This is a genomic window from Psychrobacter sp. NPDC078409 (genome assembly GCF_050268505.1).
Taxonomy (GTDB): Bacteria; Pseudomonadota; Gammaproteobacteria; order Pseudomonadales; family Moraxellaceae; genus Psychrobacter.
This window is the reverse complement of the sequence record NZ_JBNNGW010000008.1, coordinates 1-16,477: the sequence shown is the minus strand read 5'-3', so window position 1 is coordinate 16,477 and position 16,477 is coordinate 1. Positions and strand designations below refer to the sequence as shown.

The following is a 16,477-nucleotide window of genomic DNA, read 5'->3' as shown; positions in this document are numbered from 1 at the left end:
TAACCAATCAATATTATTAAAGCTAAATCTATATATAAAAACTTGCAAATAGAGGATCACAGCATGAACCCTGAGTTTTGGCAAAAACGTTGGCAAGAAGGTCGCATTGGATTCAATCAATCTATGGTCAATCCATTGTTGATTAAATATTTCAACCGCCTCAATCTAACTGCTGGTAGCCGCGTCTTCGTTCCGCTTTGTGGCAAATCTATCGATATGGTTTGGCTAGCGACGCAAGGCTATGACGTGGTGGGCGTTGAATTGGTCGAAACAGCCGTACAAGAGTTTTTTGCTGAGCAAAATATCGAATCTGCTGTCTATCAACAGGCAGACAACCCAATGATTAAATACTATCAGGGCCAAGTATCGGGACAGATCATCACTTTATGGGTCGATGATATCTTTGCACTGACCGCTAAAGATATTGGCTCTATTGATGCAGTATATGATAAAGCGGCATTAATCGCCCTACCAGTTGATATGCGTGTGAGATATAGTGAGCAAGTGCGGAAACTTAGTAGCGATACCAGTAACGTTGATGATACTGATAATAAATTAACACCGCAGCTTTTACTCACGCTAAATTACGATCAGCGTAAAAAGAATGGACCACCCTTCTCTATTAATAACGAACAATTAGAGCAGTATTATAGCGCTCACTACCAAATCTATGAGCTAGCAAGCGTGCCTTCTTCTATAGGTTCTGCACCTGATATCACCGTCACAGAACACGTTTGGCTATTGAGCAGTAAATAAAAAACTCATATAACCTTTAACAAGCCGCTAAATCGCAACGGAGAAATTGAATGAAAATGATAGTCGGTCTAATGAGTGTAATTGCTATTCTGCTAGTTGCTTTGGCAGGCCCAATGTACAAGTTTGGCGTTGTAGAATTAGGCACTGCGTTTACAGGGTTTAAATTTGGGTTATTTGCTGGTATCGCAGCACTGGTATTGTTGGCTATACAGCTATTATTTAAACGCAATACAGCCAGTATTGGGAGCGCACTAGCCTCAGCCGTACTTGCTGTCACTGCAATCGCTGTCCCACTTAGCATGATGAACACGGCCAAAAATGTACCGCCTATTCACGATATTTCTACCGATTTAGTGAATCCGCCTGAGTTTGTCGCGATTGCTCCACTACGTGCAGATGCGCCAAATCCTGTTGAATACGCAGGCGCAGAAGTGGCTGTACAACAACGTACAGCCTATCCTGATTTGCAGACATTGACCTATGCTCAATCAAAGTCTGAATTGGTTGAAGCAGCCAAACAAGCCATAGAAAATTTAGGGTGGGAGCTGGTCAATACTGATGCAGACAAAGGCATCATCGAAGCAACAGAGACGACGGCTTGGTTTGGCTTTAAAGATGATGTGCTCATTCGTGTGACTGACAACGATAGCGAGCGCTTAGTTGATATCCGCAGTAAGTCACGAGTTGGACAGAGCGATTTGGGCAAAAATGCGGCGCGTATTCATAGCTTTATAGAAGAACTAGATAGTGTGCTAGCCAAATAAACAGGTTATACCTTCTAAGGAATAGTCCTCGAGTTGAAATACTGTCTGACGCTTTGCATTTTCAGCTCTATGAAATCCTCTTCTAATCTCACGGCAGCGTCAATTTATCGTAACCATTTATAACCTTGGTACTTCGACAGCTTTTCTTTACTGTTTAGATTGGTTACTCTACGTTAATATCACTTTTTGCCTTTCGATAACTATTTTAATGTTTATAGGATATTTTCATGCGTTTGACTCCTTTTTCTACTTTGTCGCTGCTTAGTGTTGCTGTCGGCATCAGCCTTGCTACCACTGCTCAAGCCGCGCAGCCGCCAGCACCTGATTTATCCAATAGCGAGTTTCAGCAGTGTTTGGACAATCTAAAAAACTCTAGCAAGTTTAGCGGTGTTGATGGTTATACTTTTAATAACTATCGCCCAAGCCAGCCTGATCCTAGTGTCATTCAGTCACTCAACTACCAGCCAGAGTTTCAAAAAGACGTCTGGGACTATTTATCAGCATTGGTAGACAAAGAGCGTGTCGAGGACGGTATCCGAGCTAAACGTCAATGGGGCTCTACACTACGTCAAATCGAATCGCGTTATGGCGTAAAAGCTGAGCACGTGCTCGGTGTCTGGGGCGTAGAATCTAACTTTGGTCAAACGCTAGGTAAAAAACCATTATTTGAGTCTTTAGCGACATTGTCTTGTTTCGATCGTCGTCAAAGCTACTTCCAAGGTGAGTACGCCAATGCGCTAAAAATCGTGCAAAACGGTGATATCGCACCAAACGATATGACAGGATCATGGGCAGGTGCTTTTGGACAGACACAGTTTATGCCGAGTACTTTCTTAGAATTGGCAGTAGATTTCGATGGTGATGGACGTCGTGACTTAGTCAATAGCGTACCTGATGCAATCGCTTCTACAGCAAACTTCTTGGACAATCGCGGCTATCGTACTGGCGAGCCTTGGGGCTATGAAGTCAAACTACCTGATGGGTTCTGGGCCGCTTCGAATCGTAAAGACAAAAAGTCAATAAGCCACTGGCGTGACCAAGGTCTGACGTTGGCTAATGGCAGTCCGTTACCATATGACTTGAGCAGTGCAGGCTTATTATTACCCGCTGGTATGGAAGGCCCTGCTTTCTTGGTGGGCAAAAACTTCGACACTTTCTACTCTTACAACGCCTCAGAGAACTACGCACTAGCGATTGCACACTTATCAGATCTAATCACTCGCGAAGACAGCAGCAAAACAGACTTTATCACTGCGTGGCCGACAGACGATCCTGGTATCAGCCGTCAGCAGGCCAAAGACATTCAGCAAGCGTTGTTAAACGCAGGTTATGATATCGGCGGTGTAGATGGCATCATCGGAGACAATACTCGTACTGCTATCCAGCAATACCAGACTAGTCGCGGTATTTTCCCAGCTGACGGACGCGCAGGCCAGAAGTTCTATCGCGCCATCGTTGGTAATGCAGCGCCGAGTCAAACTCAATACGGCCAACCTGCAAACAGCAAACCTCTGAACACTGCACCTGCCGATCGCATGGGACAATTGATTCAGCAGCAAACGACTGCTCCTAGTAGCTACTCATCTCAGCCATCAGCGAGCTCGTCAACTTCTGGCAATACACGTTATCGCCGCGTTACTGACGCCGATGGTACTATTAAACTTGTTCGTATAGACCAAGGTTCATAATAGCAAGATAAGTGATACTATTTAAATGCATCAAAAAAGCCACGCTAATAGTAGCGTGGCTTTTTTATTTATAGATAGTTATTAGTAGAACTTATCTGATTGACTCAAAATACGTATCTAGACAATAGGTGGTGGCTTAGGCTGACCATTGTCACCATTCCAATTTTCGCGAGCTTTGTCGTCTAAATCGGCTGCCGTTTTTGGCTCCCACTTACCGTTTTCTTTCCAAGTCGCATCGCCCCAATCTTCATCTTCCGCTTTACTGTCTAAATCTTTGTAGGCCTTGCTAGGATCTATACCGCGGCGTTTCATATCTGCTACTTGCTCTTCTAACGTATGAAACTGATCAGCATCATGCATAGACTTTTCTAGACCATCAATCTCTCTTTTTAGTTCGTCATTTTTAGCATTGCTCATCGTACGCTCTCCCTAATTATTAATATTATAGTTCTCATTCTAAAATAGTTAACGTTATTAATACTGCTAACTAACTGACTTTATTATTACGGGTCTGAGGAAGATTCACAAGCATTGCACGTATGCTTTGTATTACAAAACGTAGTCGTAATGCCAAAATGGACGTTTTAGATGGCTATCTCTGAACGCGCTAGCGAATAATTACTAGTCTTGTTTATTCGTATTTGAGGTATGATTTTGCAGTAGGTTTTTTGCGTAGAAGGTAAGTTTCCATAGCTCTTGTGATACTCGCGTGCCATAAGTCATCAGTTGTATCCAATTTGCACCGACTAGCTTACGTTGCAAATTATTGATATCAGCTTGAGAGATTTGGCAGCGTGAGACAGCATGAACGTTTGGCATCTCTTTTTTGATGTCTACTTCCGCTTTAGCGGTAATCAAACGATTAATGGCATTTTGCAAGCCATAGCTCGAAAAAGTAGACGGTATTCTCATGAGGGTCATGAGTATCTCGTACCACGAGAGTGTGAGTGAGCGGGTCACGTCCGTTAGATTACCGCCCTCATAAGCCTGAGCACTATATTGAATCTCAAAAAACTCCGTTAACTCAATTGGCTCACTAACCTTGTCCGATGTAAAATCTTCGTCATCAGGACTGTCTTTCTCTACCTCGGTAGTACTAGGTAATACATCGACTGGCTTCTCATAAACGACCTTTTTACTAGTCGCATTCTCTTCGTCATTCGCTCTGACCCAGCCGCCTACCATTTTATTATTGGCGACGGCATTATAATGAGCCTGTACTAGCAATGGCTCGATATCTTCTTCTGTATCATAGTAATGTAGTTGATTATCTTGCTTGGTGACTAACTTAATAAACTCTTGAAGTTGTCGGCTGATGACGGCGTCTGAAGAGTGGTTTTTAACCAGAACAATTAGCGGCTTAAGCTTCGCTTTGGCATTGAGATAACTCAAATGCATCTGGCTGACACCGTTTTTTTGCACAGTTCCGTAGCTGTCGCCTACGATCATGACTGCGTAATCACAAGAGTCAATACACTGGCGCCCATAAAAAGAGGCTTTAGATAATTTACTAGAAACATCATAGGTCAGAAATGCGCGTGCCTGAAAAAATATCGCTAAGCTGTCTAGAACCAACAACTGGTCGTTGTCAGCGCATATAATATGAATATGATAGCGACGATTCGGCACAATTACCTCTAAGCGTAGGTCGTGACATAAAAAGGATAAGGTGTGAGATAGAACACAAAAATCTTGTCTTACTCAGCCTAGCATACTCTTAGCTTGAAAAGATGCACTCAATTTATTTTAACTGAGTCAGCGTTGCATACAGCGTATTGATATCACTAGCTTTGATAATAACTAGTGAGAGTAGAATTGCAATGCCATTTCTGTACCGAGTAAGCGCTCAACTAAAGCGCATAGTCTATCACTATATTTAGTGGCGTGAAAAGTTAATGGCGGTCTAGTAATGGTATTTTTATTACTGGTTTTTTGTGACAGATTTTCTCGTTTTGCGCTCATCAATGATGCAGACAAGTTGTTTGCAATCAATAGCTGTCTAACCCGTTCAGCAATCGCTTGACCAGAATCAATGACTTGTATTGGTAGCTGCTGCTGTGCAATCTCATCTAACAAAAATGTCTTAAAAAACGGATAATGCGTACACCCCAGCACTAACTGATCAACACCTTCATCAGCAAATACTCGTATCTGTTGACGTAATCTTTCGGCTGTCTCGTCTTGTTCTGACATACCTGCTTCTACCCAAGGTACCAGTTGCGGATCAAAATACTTAGTGACTATTGTATTGTTGGGTTTAGCAAAATTGACAATAACATCGTTTAGCAAGGTGCCATTTAAAGTTGCTTTGGTTGCCAGCACCGCTACATGAGCACTCTTACTGGCCAATACCGCAGGCTTTAATGCAGGGACAAGACCTACAATAGGTATATGTGGATAGCAGCGTCGGGCGGTATCTAGCGCATATGCTGAAGCACTGTTGCAAGCAATGACTATTAGCTTACAACCTTGCTGGTGTAACCACTCTACGGCTTTTAGCGTTAGCGTTTCAATATCTTCGCTGTCACGATTGCCATAAGGTACATTTAGCGTATCGGCGTAATATACGTAACGCTCAGTAGGCAGCTGCTGTGCTAAATGCAAATAAACAGACAAACCGCCAACACCCGAATCAAACACGCCAATGGGCGCGCTACGGTTTTTATCGCTTAAAACTGTATTACCAGCATGTTTATTGACATCTATTAGATCAATAGCTTTGAGACTCTGGTCAACAGATATATTAATACACGGTCTGAGCTTTCCGACTGTCTGGTTTTCGATATCCATCTTTACGCTAATGCCATTATCATATTATTCATCAATTTTATTACTCAGTTAAATGCGCTATATGTATATTTCGTGTGTGGCGTCACTCTATGTCGGCTTTCTATCGACTACCTTTATACGATAATAATTTTTTAAACCAACAGAATTAGGCGACATTATAAAATTATAGCACTCATCGGCATACAGCAATTAATAGATAAACATAATACCTAATCAGTAGGCATCGATAGTGTATAAGACTGGCCACCACTCTGTAGCGTCAATATTGTCTTACCATTTTCTTCTGATAATGCTCCAATTTCAGTCAGGTGATAAAAAGTATTACGACCGATAAGCGCAGTCAATCCGTTTCTAACCATCATGTAAGGGCGTACCTGTTCTGTAGACGCTAATTCCTGAGAATCTGCAACATCGTCAGCTGTACTCACTTGATTCGCTTTATCACTGTTATTAAAGTCGCTTTTACTAAAGTCTCTGTCGTTAGAATCGCTCTTATTAGAATTATACGCCTTTAATACAATCGAATGCTCATCGTCTAAGCGGACCACATCTCCTGTCGTCGTTGTAAGCTCCAACCAACTCATATCACCTTCATTGACAATACCAACATCATTTATCAGAAGTGGTGCATCTTCAACTTGGATACGGATTTTCTGTACAGGAGTCTTCAGAAAGTACTCAGTATTGCCATTATTTTTTTCTTTCCATAGTATCGTGGCAAACAAGCTGACCAATGACTCACGGGTCATTTGTCCGCCTTCATGCCACCACTCTCCGTTTGCCTTGATAGTCAAATCCATATCAGCAATATCTTCAGGATGCCATTTTTCAAGTGGTGGTATCGCACGCCCTTCGCGAGTCCCTTTCGTAGACTTAATATACTGGCTTAGTGCATCCAAATTATCTAAGCTGCCTAGGCTAGAAGTCTTACTGGTCGGTGCTTCCACTATTCTCTCATGGCTGTCTTCAGTGCTATTATTATCGTTATTCATTATTAATCCCTTTATTTAGTATTCAAAGTTTGGCTTATCTATTATTACTATAAATTTTTGTTTCAGGTATGATGAAACTTTATCGTTATAACAATCTCATTTTCTTAACATTACCTTAGCATCGATACTCATAAATGCGTATCGTGTTTGTAGGACTTTTCTTTTATAATGAGTAACGATTTTTTATTGAAATGGTCAAGTGGGTGTTGTATTGATGACACATCTTACGTTATGCGTTGATATCCTTAGATAAATTGGTATTAACCATAACAGGTCAATTGATGCCGCAAAGACAGTTTTATCGGGCAGCCATATGTCTGAGTGACGTTAGCGCCGCAAGTCTATTATTCAGTTGTTAAGCTAATGATGCCCTGAGATAAGCCACTAAAAGTTTAGGAGTAGGTATGCAAGAGCAAGACAATCAAACGCCAGTTATCGATGGTAATACTGTGAATGCTGACGCACCAGTAGCGACAGAGACCGCAACGCTAGATAAAGCAGAACCAGTCGTAGCGCCAGTTGCCGCGGAACCTGAAGTCGAACGCGAATCAATGGAGTTCGATGTCATCATCGTTGGTGGTGGACCTGCAGGTCTTTCTGCTGCCATACGTTTGCGCCAGCTCGCTATTGAAGCTGGTAATGATGAGTTTATGGTTTGTGTGGTCGAAAAAGGCTCTGAGTTTGGTGCCCATACGTTGTCTGGTGCAGTCATCGAGCCACGCGCTCTAAATGAGCTGATTCCTGACTGGAAAGAAAAAGGCGCACCGCTTAACGTGCCAGCGACAGAAGATCGTTTCTATTATTTAAACTCTGCCACACGCTCAACTAAAGTGCCTGACTCTTTGATTCCAGGTCCGATGCACAACGATGGCAACTATATTGTCTCGCTAGGTAACGTTGTTCGTTGGTTGGCCGTACAGGCAGAAGAGCTTGAAGTTATGATGTTCCCAGGCTTCCCTGCCGATGACATCTTATACAACGACGACGGTTCGGTCAGAGGTGTATTAACTGGTGACATGGGTGTGGCCGCCAATGGTGAAGCCAAGCCAAGCTTTGAGCCTGGTTATGAGCTTCTTGCCAAATACACTATTTTTGCTGAAGGTAGCCGTGGGCATTTAGGCAAACGCTTAATCAGCCGTTTTGATCTAGATAAAGATTCTGATCCTCAGCATTATGGTATCGGTCTAAAAGAGCTATGGGAAGTTGAGCCTGAAAAGCATGAGCAAGGCGTTGTCATGCATGGTCTTGGCTGGCCATTGACTGAAACTGGCTCTACTGGCGGCTGGTGGTTATACTTTGATGAAAACAACCAGGTAAGCTTTGGTCTTGTGGCTGATTTGTCTTACCACAACCCATACATGTCTCCATTTGATGAAATGCAGCGCTTGAAAACGCACCCTGTTATCAAAAATGTTTTAGAAGGCGGTAAGCGCATCTCTTACGGCGCACGTGCGTTGACCAAAGGTGGTCTAAACTCATTACCGAAGTTCACTTTCCCAGGTGGCGTATTGGTAGGTGATGATGCTGGTTTCTTAAACCCAGCAAAAATCAAAGGCACACATACCTCAATGAAGTCAGGCATGCTCGCAGCCGAAGCTATTTTTGAGGCGTTGCAAGCTGACCGTCAGCATGATGAAGTGGTTGCTTATAGCACAATGTATAAAGAGTCATGGTTGTATCAAGATAACTATGAGTCGCGCAACTTCTCACCTGCTATTCACCGTATGGGTCTGTTCATGGGCGGCGCTTTCACCTTTATCGAGCACAACTTGCTAAAAGGTAAAATGCCATTCACTTTGCATGACAATATCCCAGATTACGATCAGTTGGAGCGTGCTAATCATGCTTATCAACCAACCTATCTCAAACCTGATGGTAAGCTAGTATTTGACAAATTGTCGTCAGTATTTATCTCTAACACCAACCATGCAGAAGATCAGCCAACGCATCTAAAACTTACTGATCCAACGGTACCTATCTCAATCAACTTACCGTTGTATGCTGAGCCTGCGCGTTTATACTGCCCAGCCGGTGTGTATGAAGTGGTTAAAGACGCTGAAGGCGCTAAGTTTGTTATCAATGCGCAGAACTGCGTGCATTGTAAGACCTGTGATATCAAAGACCCTTCACAGAACATCACTTGGGTAACGCCAGAAGGTGGCGGTGGTCCTAACTATCCAAACATGTAAATCAGGATAATTTTGATTTGAGCTGCTACAGTTAATATCATTAAAACTGTGCTCCAATAAAAACCGCCCTTCTCTTCATAAGAGTCGGGCGGTTTTTTAATGCTTAGAACAAGCTATTTTTACCAATCAATGCGGCTTAGTCCGTCCAAGCGTCACGGTTGGCTTCATCTCTGAGTTTTACAAAGTTATCAGGATCAAACTTAATCTGATCGCCTGTTTTACCCTCTTTTACCTGACGCTCATAGTCACGTAGTATTCTTAGCGCTACAGGAGACAACAGCAAGATTGCCACTAAGTTGACTAAGGCCATCAGACCCATAGATAAGTCAGCGAAGTTCCATATAGCAGGTAAACTTGCAACAGAGCCAATAAATACCATACCTAATACTAGGAAGCGGAAAACCATAATCATTACTTTGGCATTTTTGGCACCAGAGATAAACTCAAGATTTGACTCACCGTAGCTATAGTTAGCGATGATAGACGTAAATGAGAAGAAGAAAATCGCAATCGCCACGAACACCACACCTAGGTCTCCCACATACTGTGATAAGGCTAACTGAGTTAACTGAATACCTTCTTGCTCGACATTCGGGTCGACCACGCCAGACAAGATAATGATCGACGCCGTCGCGGTACAAATGATAAGGGTATCCATAAATACTCCTAGCATCTGCATAAAACCTTGCACTGCTGGGTGATCTGGATGACTCTTTGCCGTTGCTGCAGCATTCGGCGCTGAACCCATACCTGCTTCGTTAGAGAACAAACCACGTTTGATACCGTTAATCATTGCCTGCGCAATACCATAACCGATGACACCGCCTGCCGCCTGCTCAAAGCCAAATGCTGATTTTACAATCAACGCGATCGCTGCTGGGAACTGGCTGAAGTTAGTCACGATAATGAATAGCGCTAGCAAGATGTACAAGATAGCCATCACTGGTACGATTTTACCCGCGATACGAGCTACTGAGCGCAAACCACCGAATACCACTGGCGCTACCAGTACTACCAATACCAAACCTGTCATCCACGTTGGCACACCAAAGGCTTCATTGGTCGCTTGAGCGATGGTGTTTGATTGTACGCCGTTGAATGCCAAACCAAAGGCCACTAACAAACATAATGAGAAAAACACGGCAAGCCAGCGTTTGCCTAGACCTTTTTCGATGTAATAAGCAGGGCCACCGCGGTACACATTATCGTTGTGCGGTACTTTGTACGCCTGTGCTAAGGTTGACTCGATAAAGCTGGTCGACATACCAACCAGTGCCGTCATCCACATCCAGAATACAGCACCTGGGCCACCCAAATAGATTGCGATTGCCACACCTGCCAAGTTACCAGTACCAACACGCGCGGCCAGTGACGTCATCAATGCTTCAAATGAGCTAATACCACCATCTTTGCGTCCTTGGTTGGACACGCGTAGCAACTTCCACATGTGACCAAAATGACGAAACTGAATAAAACGTGTCACGATGGTGAAGTAGAGACCTGCACCAATTAGTAAGAACATCAGTAATCCATACCAAGGGTTACTAGCAATCAGCCAGTCATTGTTACCCCAGATAATACCGACACCATAATTTACGATGTTATTGAACCAACCTACTATCCCTTCGTTCATATGGGCTCCTTATTCATTCTTTATACGCGTTACTTAAGTTTCATATCGATATCATATTTTGATTGCCATGGACTATATAAGCTTCTGCGCAAAATACCTGATACCAAAAAGACCCGTGCATGATATAGATATTGAGCGACATATGACCATCACGTTTGCTTATCGACTTCATATAACTATTTTTAAAATAAATAATGCTTATGTTTCATCTTATATAGAATAGATTAAGTGATAATTTAATCGCACGAATTACACGGGTGCCGAACCGTTTCCGTAATGTTAGGTTTTTTGATGAATATTAAGCAAACTAATTTTTAGTAATTTATTTATTATTCATGCGCAGTAGTTTGCAATTATCTTTATTGAACCGTGCTAATATGAATTCTATATCCGTTTAGCCTGTTTTATGGTTATCGAAGCTATTAGGCAGTACAAGAAGCTATCAGGCAGCACAATAGGATAGCGTGTTAAAAAGATTAAAACTCTTGTCAGGAAGACGAGATTGTTAAAAAGACACTGGATAGTCCACCCTTCTGTCTTCCTCAAAAAACGTTATTTTTGCCATTCGATGGTTTAGATTAATGCGATGCTTAAATAGTTAATTACTTTTATTTGAAGTAAAGAACTACCGAGCATTAAACGTACTATCACGCATCATCGTTCTCACTATATAAAGCAGTACCTGACTATTTTTTATACTTTTGTGGTAAGAAATAATCGCAGTTCTTTTTATATTGTTGGTATTTTTTAGGGAAGACAAAAGGAGTTGTCCTATGAAAGATCATAACGATCCATCCGGTTATTGGCGTGCCAATGTCCGTCTCATCTTAGGTAGCCTAGTAGTTTGGGCACTATGTTCTTATGGTTTTGCTATTTTATTGCGTCCTCTTTTGGCCGGCATCAAAGTCGGCGGCACTGACTTGGGCTTTTGGTTCGCCCAGCAAGGCTCTATAGGGGTGTTTATCATTTTAATTTTCTTCTACGCATGGCGTATGAATAAGTTAGATAAACAATATGGCGTAGATGAGGAATAGACCATGAGTCAGTATTTAGTTAATATTATTTTCGTAGGCCTATCTTTCGCTCTGTATTTTGGTATTGCGATTTGGGCTCGGGCTGGGACAACCAGTGAATTTTATGTGGCGGGCGGCGGTGTACATCCAGTAGTTAACGGTATGGCGACAGCTGCTGACTGGATGAGTGCGGCATCTTTTATTTCTATGGCAGGTTTGCTTGCTGCTGGCGGTTATGGCGCATCAACCTACTTGATGGGTTGGACAGGTGGTTATGTACTACTAGCCATGCTACTGGCGCCTTACTTACGTAAATTTGGCAAGTTCACTGTACCGGACTTTATTGGAGATCGCTTCTATTCCAAAACGGCTGCAATGATTGCCGTGGTTTGTTTGATTATTGCCTCTACCACGTACGTTATCGGTCAGATGACAGGTGCTGGGGTCGCATTTTCACGCTTCTTAGAAGTAGATAACAACACAGGTCTTATTATTGCGGCGGTTGTTGTATTCTTTTACGCAGTTCTTGGCGGTATGAAAGGGATTACCTACACGCAGGTTGCGCAGTATGTCGTTCTGATGATTGCTTATACCATTCCTGCTGTCTTTATCTCACTTGAATTAACAGGCAATCCAATTCCAGGTTTGGGCTTATTCTCAAACCATATCGAATCTGGTGTGCCTATCCTAACCAAGCTTGATCAAGTCGTGACCGATTTGGGATTCACAGCATATACAGCTGACGTACCTAACAAGCTAAACATGGTGCTGTTCACCTTATCACTCATGATTGGTACGGCTGGTCTACCTCACGTTATTATTCGCTTTTTCACCGTTCCTAAAGTTGCCGATGCACGTTGGACCGCTGGTTGGACGTTAGTATTTATCTCATTATTGTACTTCACAGCACCTGCTGTTGGCGCAATGGCACGTCTAAACCTTATCGATACTATCTACCCACAAGGGGTTGCAGAGCCTGCTATCGACTATGACCAACGTCCAGACTGGATGAGGACTTGGGAAGATACTGGCCTGATTAAATATACTGACCTTAACAATGATGGTCGTATTCAGATGTACAACGATAGTGGACTGGGCGCTGCAGAAGTTGCTCTAACCAATGCACAGACTGAAGGCGGTGATGTAGGCGCTGCGACGACTGCGGTTGAAACAGCACGTGCTGCACATGACCTAGAACTTGATGGCCGCTTTGCAGATGCAGGCTGGGCTGGTAACGAGCTCGACGTCAATGCTGATATCTTAGTATTGGCTAACCCAGAGATTGCACAACTGCCATCTTGGGTAATTGGTTTGATCGCCGCAGGTGGTCTCGCTGCTGCACTATCAACTGCTGCTGGCCTATTGCTCGCTATCTCGTCAGCGATTAGTCATGATTTAATCAAACGAAACCTAAATCCAAACATTACTGACAAAGGAGAGCTCAAGGTCGCACGTATCACGATGGGTATTGCGATTGTGGTTGCTACTTACTTAGGTATGAATCCACCAGGGTTTGCGGCACAGGTAGTTGCATTGGCATTTGGTATCGCTGGTGCGTCCCTCTTCCCTGCCCTAATGATGGGGATTTTCTCAAAACGTATCAACAACCTTGGCGCTATCGCTGGTATGTTGACAGGTTTGATCAGTATCTTGGTTTACATCTTCGTCTTCAAAGGTTGGTTCTTTATCAGCGGTACTGCCAACTTCCCTGATACAGCGGAGTACTGGCTATTTGGTATCTCACCACTATCATTCGGTGTGATTGGTGCCCTGCTTAACTTTATCGTTGCATTCATTGTTTCTTATGCAACCAAAGCGCCACCGCTACACATTCAAGAGTTGGTTGAAAGCGTTCGCTCACCACGCGGTGCAGGCGGTGCGGTCGACCATTAATCTGACGAATGATGATATGTCTTCTGTTACTATACATCACTCACTGGCAGCCACTGCTGGTGAGTGATTTTTTATCTAACACTTATTAGAATAATAGTTAGACTATAGTTTTGCTTTGTCCAATTGAACATACCTGACTAAAAGTGCCTAGCGCATTAAGGAATATTTTATGCTTTTTGAGTTTATCGCTACCATAGCTGCCGCATTTGGCATGGCTGGATTGGCACTGATCATAACTCACCTCTGTAAACTGTCAGGTAAGCGCGCGCCAAAATGGCTGATTCCCTTATTTGCTGCGATTGGTATTTTTGGGTTTCAGGTACATCAAGAATATAACTGGTACGGTCAGCAAGTCCGTCAGCTGCCGGATGGTGTTGAGGTCGTAAAAACTGCCGAAAGTACAGAATGGTTTCGCCCATGGTCTTATATTAAACCGCAAGTCTTGCGCTTTATTGCGGCAGATACGGGCAATGCCAGCATGCATGCTGACAATCCAGACATGCACTTAGTTAATTTGTATTTGTTTGAAAGACGCAGAAGCGTGCAAAAGATTTTACAGGTAATAGATTGTACTACACCTGCCCGAGCAGACTACGTGATACCAGAAAAAGGTAGCATGCTGACGGTGGATGAACATGTTAAACAGACCACTGCATGGCGAGAGCTAACTACAGATGACCCTTTATTTATCAAAATCTGTACTGATACAAGCGTCTAACCCAATAATGCTTAGTACGGTTATAGTTATGCTGGTTCATTAAATACTGATATCCAGTTGCATTTAATAGCGTTGAGAAGCGGCTGAATAAGTATGCTTTGAATTGGCTCCTAATAATAGCCCAGCGCACAAACCACCAAAATGTGCCGCAAATGAGATACCTTGTTGCGGCATCAATCCTTGCTTGATAGTCAGCCAATAGCCAGTTCCCATAACAATACAAGCAATCAGATAACCCCAGCGCCGCGCAAATATAGCCCCGCCTATCATATAACCTAACATTGCAAAACAAAGTCCTGATGCGCCAATATGGATAGAAGATGGCGACCCGATGACCCAAGTGACCAGTCCTGAGGCAACCACCAGTTTAATCACTGTGCGATAAGCATTTTTCTCAAACAGTCCAAACAAAAACAAAATCTGTAATAGCGTCACTGTATTGCCAGTCAAATGCGATAAATTGCCATGCATGGTCCACGAAGCAAATACCCCTATCATACTACCTACATCTAAAGCACGTGGCACGATACCAAAGATGTTCCACAGTCCAAATAAGACCACTTCATTTAGAAAAAACATGCCCCACATCGGTATAAGCACAAAAGCATACAGTCCAATGACCTGCTTTATCCGCACGACAATTAAGTTAAGCAACTGCTGCCAATTCATATACCATCCTATCCTTATTACCTAAATTTTTTATACCTACTTAATGATTTACAGCAAATAGTGGGTGCACAGCAGGTTTGAATGATAACAATGATGCATCCTCATCAGCAGTGAGATAGTTGTCACCATGCAATAATGACGTCGAATGATAAGGAACCAAGGCCGTAGGAATAAATCGACGTGCTGCGTCAATGTGCTTGATTGAATCATCAAAGAAGATATGCGGCGCAAATGTTCTGAGTACCGCTGTTTTCTCTAATCCTCCCAAAAAAAATGCCATATCAACATTCACGCTCCACTCTCGTAATGTCTTGATAGCCCGTAAGTCAGCTGGTGCATTGCGCGCGGTCACCAGCGCAATTTTTATTGGCGAGTATTTTAAACCAGCAGGTAGGCGCTCTTGCAAATTTGACAATTTAATCAACAATTCAGCATAAGGGCCTTTTTCAATCGGCAAATCACGCATTTGTACTTCACGATCATGAAAGGCTCGCAGTCCCTTTTGTTTGTATAGCAGTTCACCTGAATCATCAAAAAGCACCGCGTCCCCGTCAAAGGCAATGCGCAGCTGTTCAGTGTCCAACTCATAAGTATTGACAGGCGTCGCATCTAGTATGGCACAGGCACAGATATTGGCATCCGCAACTTGTTGAGCATCGTCGCGATTAGTGGTTAAGAATAGGTCAACATTAAAGTCTTTGATATAAGGCGCAACAGGGCTACCTGAAATAAAAGCAGAACGGGAGATATTGATATCATGTTCTAGAATTGCATTAAGTACCTGAATACCAGTGTCTGGACTGCTTTTTGAGACGATAACGACTTCGACCAATGGTGTTTCAATATCTGAGTCCTGTCCATCGCTATTATCAGAATACTTATTTAGGTTTAGTAACGCTTTAATTAGCGGATAACCTGCACCAATATTCAAGGGGTCATTTTCACGCTCGGTCATGTACTCCCTAAATTCTTTTATAGCACTTGCAGGTCGTTGCTCTAGCAGCTCTAGCAAATAGTTTTCTGACTCAGTCAAATCAAAAAGTGCCGTCGCAGAAATTGCGACGATAAGCGTATTACTAAAATCGACAGCCATGACTATCTCTACTTATAAAGTTATATAGGAAAATGGATGAAAACCAGTTTACTACATTCACAGGCCTTTATAACACTAAGAAAAGTTATCACCATGCAGCGTCATGGATTGTGAGTTTGTAAAATGTTCCTCTCTTAATTCTTAGACAAAATATCAGACACTAAAAAAACCATACTGCTGCGTAAGCAATATGGCTTCATACAATAACGTTATACATGAAGGTTTAGGTTCAGCCTACCCCAATAGCACAAGCGAGATGGCAGGGAACATCACCAAGAT

At 42.9% G+C, this 16,477-nt stretch carries 14 protein-coding genes; 7 read left to right on the top strand and 7 right to left on the bottom strand.

Annotation, left to right across the window (positions count from 1 at the left end):
- Positions 1-63: 63 nt before the first annotated feature.
- The 3 genes from tmpT to ACQKC9_RS13050 all read left to right on the top strand — a co-directional run bounded on the left by tmpT (position 64) and on the right by ACQKC9_RS13050 (position 3,208).
- Positions 64-756 carry a thiopurine S-methyltransferase gene (gene tmpT, locus ACQKC9_RS13060; RefSeq protein ID WP_427622219.1) on the top strand — a complete coding sequence of 231 codons (693 nt, stop codon included), beginning with the start codon at positions 64-66 and terminating at the stop codon, positions 754-756.
- A 50-nt stretch (positions 757-806) separates the two neighbouring features.
- Positions 807-1,520 (top strand): DUF1499 domain-containing protein, encoded by a 714-nt coding sequence (locus tag ACQKC9_RS13055; RefSeq protein WP_427622218.1) that lies wholly within the window; start codon positions 807-809, stop codon positions 1,518-1,520.
- Positions 1,521-1,747: 227 nt separating this feature from the next.
- A complete protein-coding gene (locus ACQKC9_RS13050; protein ID WP_427622217.1) occupies positions 1,748-3,208 on the top strand; it encodes a lytic murein transglycosylase in 1,461 nt (486 codons plus the stop codon).
- A gap of 117 nt (positions 3,209-3,325) precedes the next feature.
- Here the strand turns inward: ACQKC9_RS13050 and ACQKC9_RS13045 are convergent, their stop codons facing one another.
- The 4 genes from ACQKC9_RS13045 to ACQKC9_RS13030 all read right to left on the bottom strand — a co-directional run bounded on the left by ACQKC9_RS13045 (position 3,326) and on the right by ACQKC9_RS13030 (position 6,990).
- Entirely contained in the window at positions 3,326-3,625 is a 300-nt protein-coding gene (locus ACQKC9_RS13045; RefSeq protein WP_057761845.1) for a hypothetical protein, read from the bottom strand.
- A 204-nt stretch (positions 3,626-3,829) separates the two neighbouring features.
- The gene (locus ACQKC9_RS13040) at positions 3,830-4,837 is read right to left on the bottom strand and encodes a DUF4062 domain-containing protein (RefSeq protein ID WP_427622216.1); all 1,008 of its coding nucleotides are present in this window, start codon (positions 4,835-4,837) and stop codon (positions 3,830-3,832) included.
- A gap of 171 nt (positions 4,838-5,008) precedes the next feature.
- Positions 5,009-5,998 (bottom strand): glutamate racemase, encoded by a 990-nt coding sequence (gene murI, locus ACQKC9_RS13035; protein ID WP_427622215.1) that lies wholly within the window; start codon positions 5,996-5,998, stop codon positions 5,009-5,011.
- 209 nt (positions 5,999-6,207) lie between these two features.
- The gene (locus ACQKC9_RS13030) at positions 6,208-6,990 is read right to left on the bottom strand and encodes a DUF1285 domain-containing protein (RefSeq protein WP_427622214.1); all 783 of its coding nucleotides are present in this window, start codon (positions 6,988-6,990) and stop codon (positions 6,208-6,210) included.
- 551 nt (positions 6,991-7,541) lie between these two features.
- Here ACQKC9_RS13030 and ACQKC9_RS13025 point away from each other — a divergent pair.
- Positions 7,542-9,179 (top strand): electron transfer flavoprotein-ubiquinone oxidoreductase, encoded by a 1,638-nt coding sequence (locus ACQKC9_RS13025; protein ID WP_057762658.1) that lies wholly within the window; start codon positions 7,542-7,544, stop codon positions 9,177-9,179.
- A 136-nt stretch (positions 9,180-9,315) separates the two neighbouring features.
- Here ACQKC9_RS13025 and ACQKC9_RS13020 read toward each other — a convergent pair whose 3' ends face one another.
- Entirely contained in the window at positions 9,316-10,812 is a 1,497-nt protein-coding gene (locus ACQKC9_RS13020) for an alanine/glycine:cation symporter family protein (RefSeq protein WP_427622213.1), read from the bottom strand.
- Between the two features lie 773 nt (positions 10,813-11,585).
- On the opposite strand from ACQKC9_RS13020, the gene ACQKC9_RS13015 reads away from it, so the two are divergent.
- The 3 genes from ACQKC9_RS13015 (at position 11,586) to ACQKC9_RS13005 (ending at position 14,436) form a co-directional block, all read left to right on the top strand.
- Positions 11,586-11,846, top strand: a complete 261-nt coding sequence (locus ACQKC9_RS13015; RefSeq protein ID WP_057761855.1) for a DUF4212 domain-containing protein — start codon at positions 11,586-11,588, stop codon at positions 11,844-11,846.
- A gap of 3 nt (positions 11,847-11,849) precedes the next feature.
- Entirely contained in the window at positions 11,850-13,718 is a 1,869-nt protein-coding gene (locus ACQKC9_RS13010; RefSeq protein WP_057761858.1) for a sodium:solute symporter family protein, read from the top strand.
- 169 nt (positions 13,719-13,887) lie between these two features.
- A complete protein-coding gene (locus tag ACQKC9_RS13005; RefSeq protein WP_427622212.1) occupies positions 13,888-14,436 on the top strand; it encodes a hypothetical protein in 549 nt (182 codons plus the stop codon).
- Between the two features lie 63 nt (positions 14,437-14,499).
- Here the strand turns inward: ACQKC9_RS13005 and ACQKC9_RS13000 are convergent, their stop codons facing one another.
- Together ACQKC9_RS13000 and ACQKC9_RS12995 are read right to left on the bottom strand one after the other, a co-directional pair.
- Positions 14,500-15,105: a rhomboid family intramembrane serine protease gene (locus tag ACQKC9_RS13000; RefSeq protein WP_427622211.1), complete on the bottom strand. Its 606-nt coding sequence runs from the start codon at positions 15,103-15,105 to the stop codon at positions 14,500-14,502.
- Between the two features lie 40 nt (positions 15,106-15,145).
- On the bottom strand, positions 15,146-16,198 hold the full coding sequence (locus ACQKC9_RS12995) for a 5'-nucleotidase (RefSeq protein WP_427622210.1): 1,053 nt from the start codon (positions 16,196-16,198) through the stop codon (positions 15,146-15,148).
- Positions 16,199-16,477 lie beyond the last annotated feature (279 nt).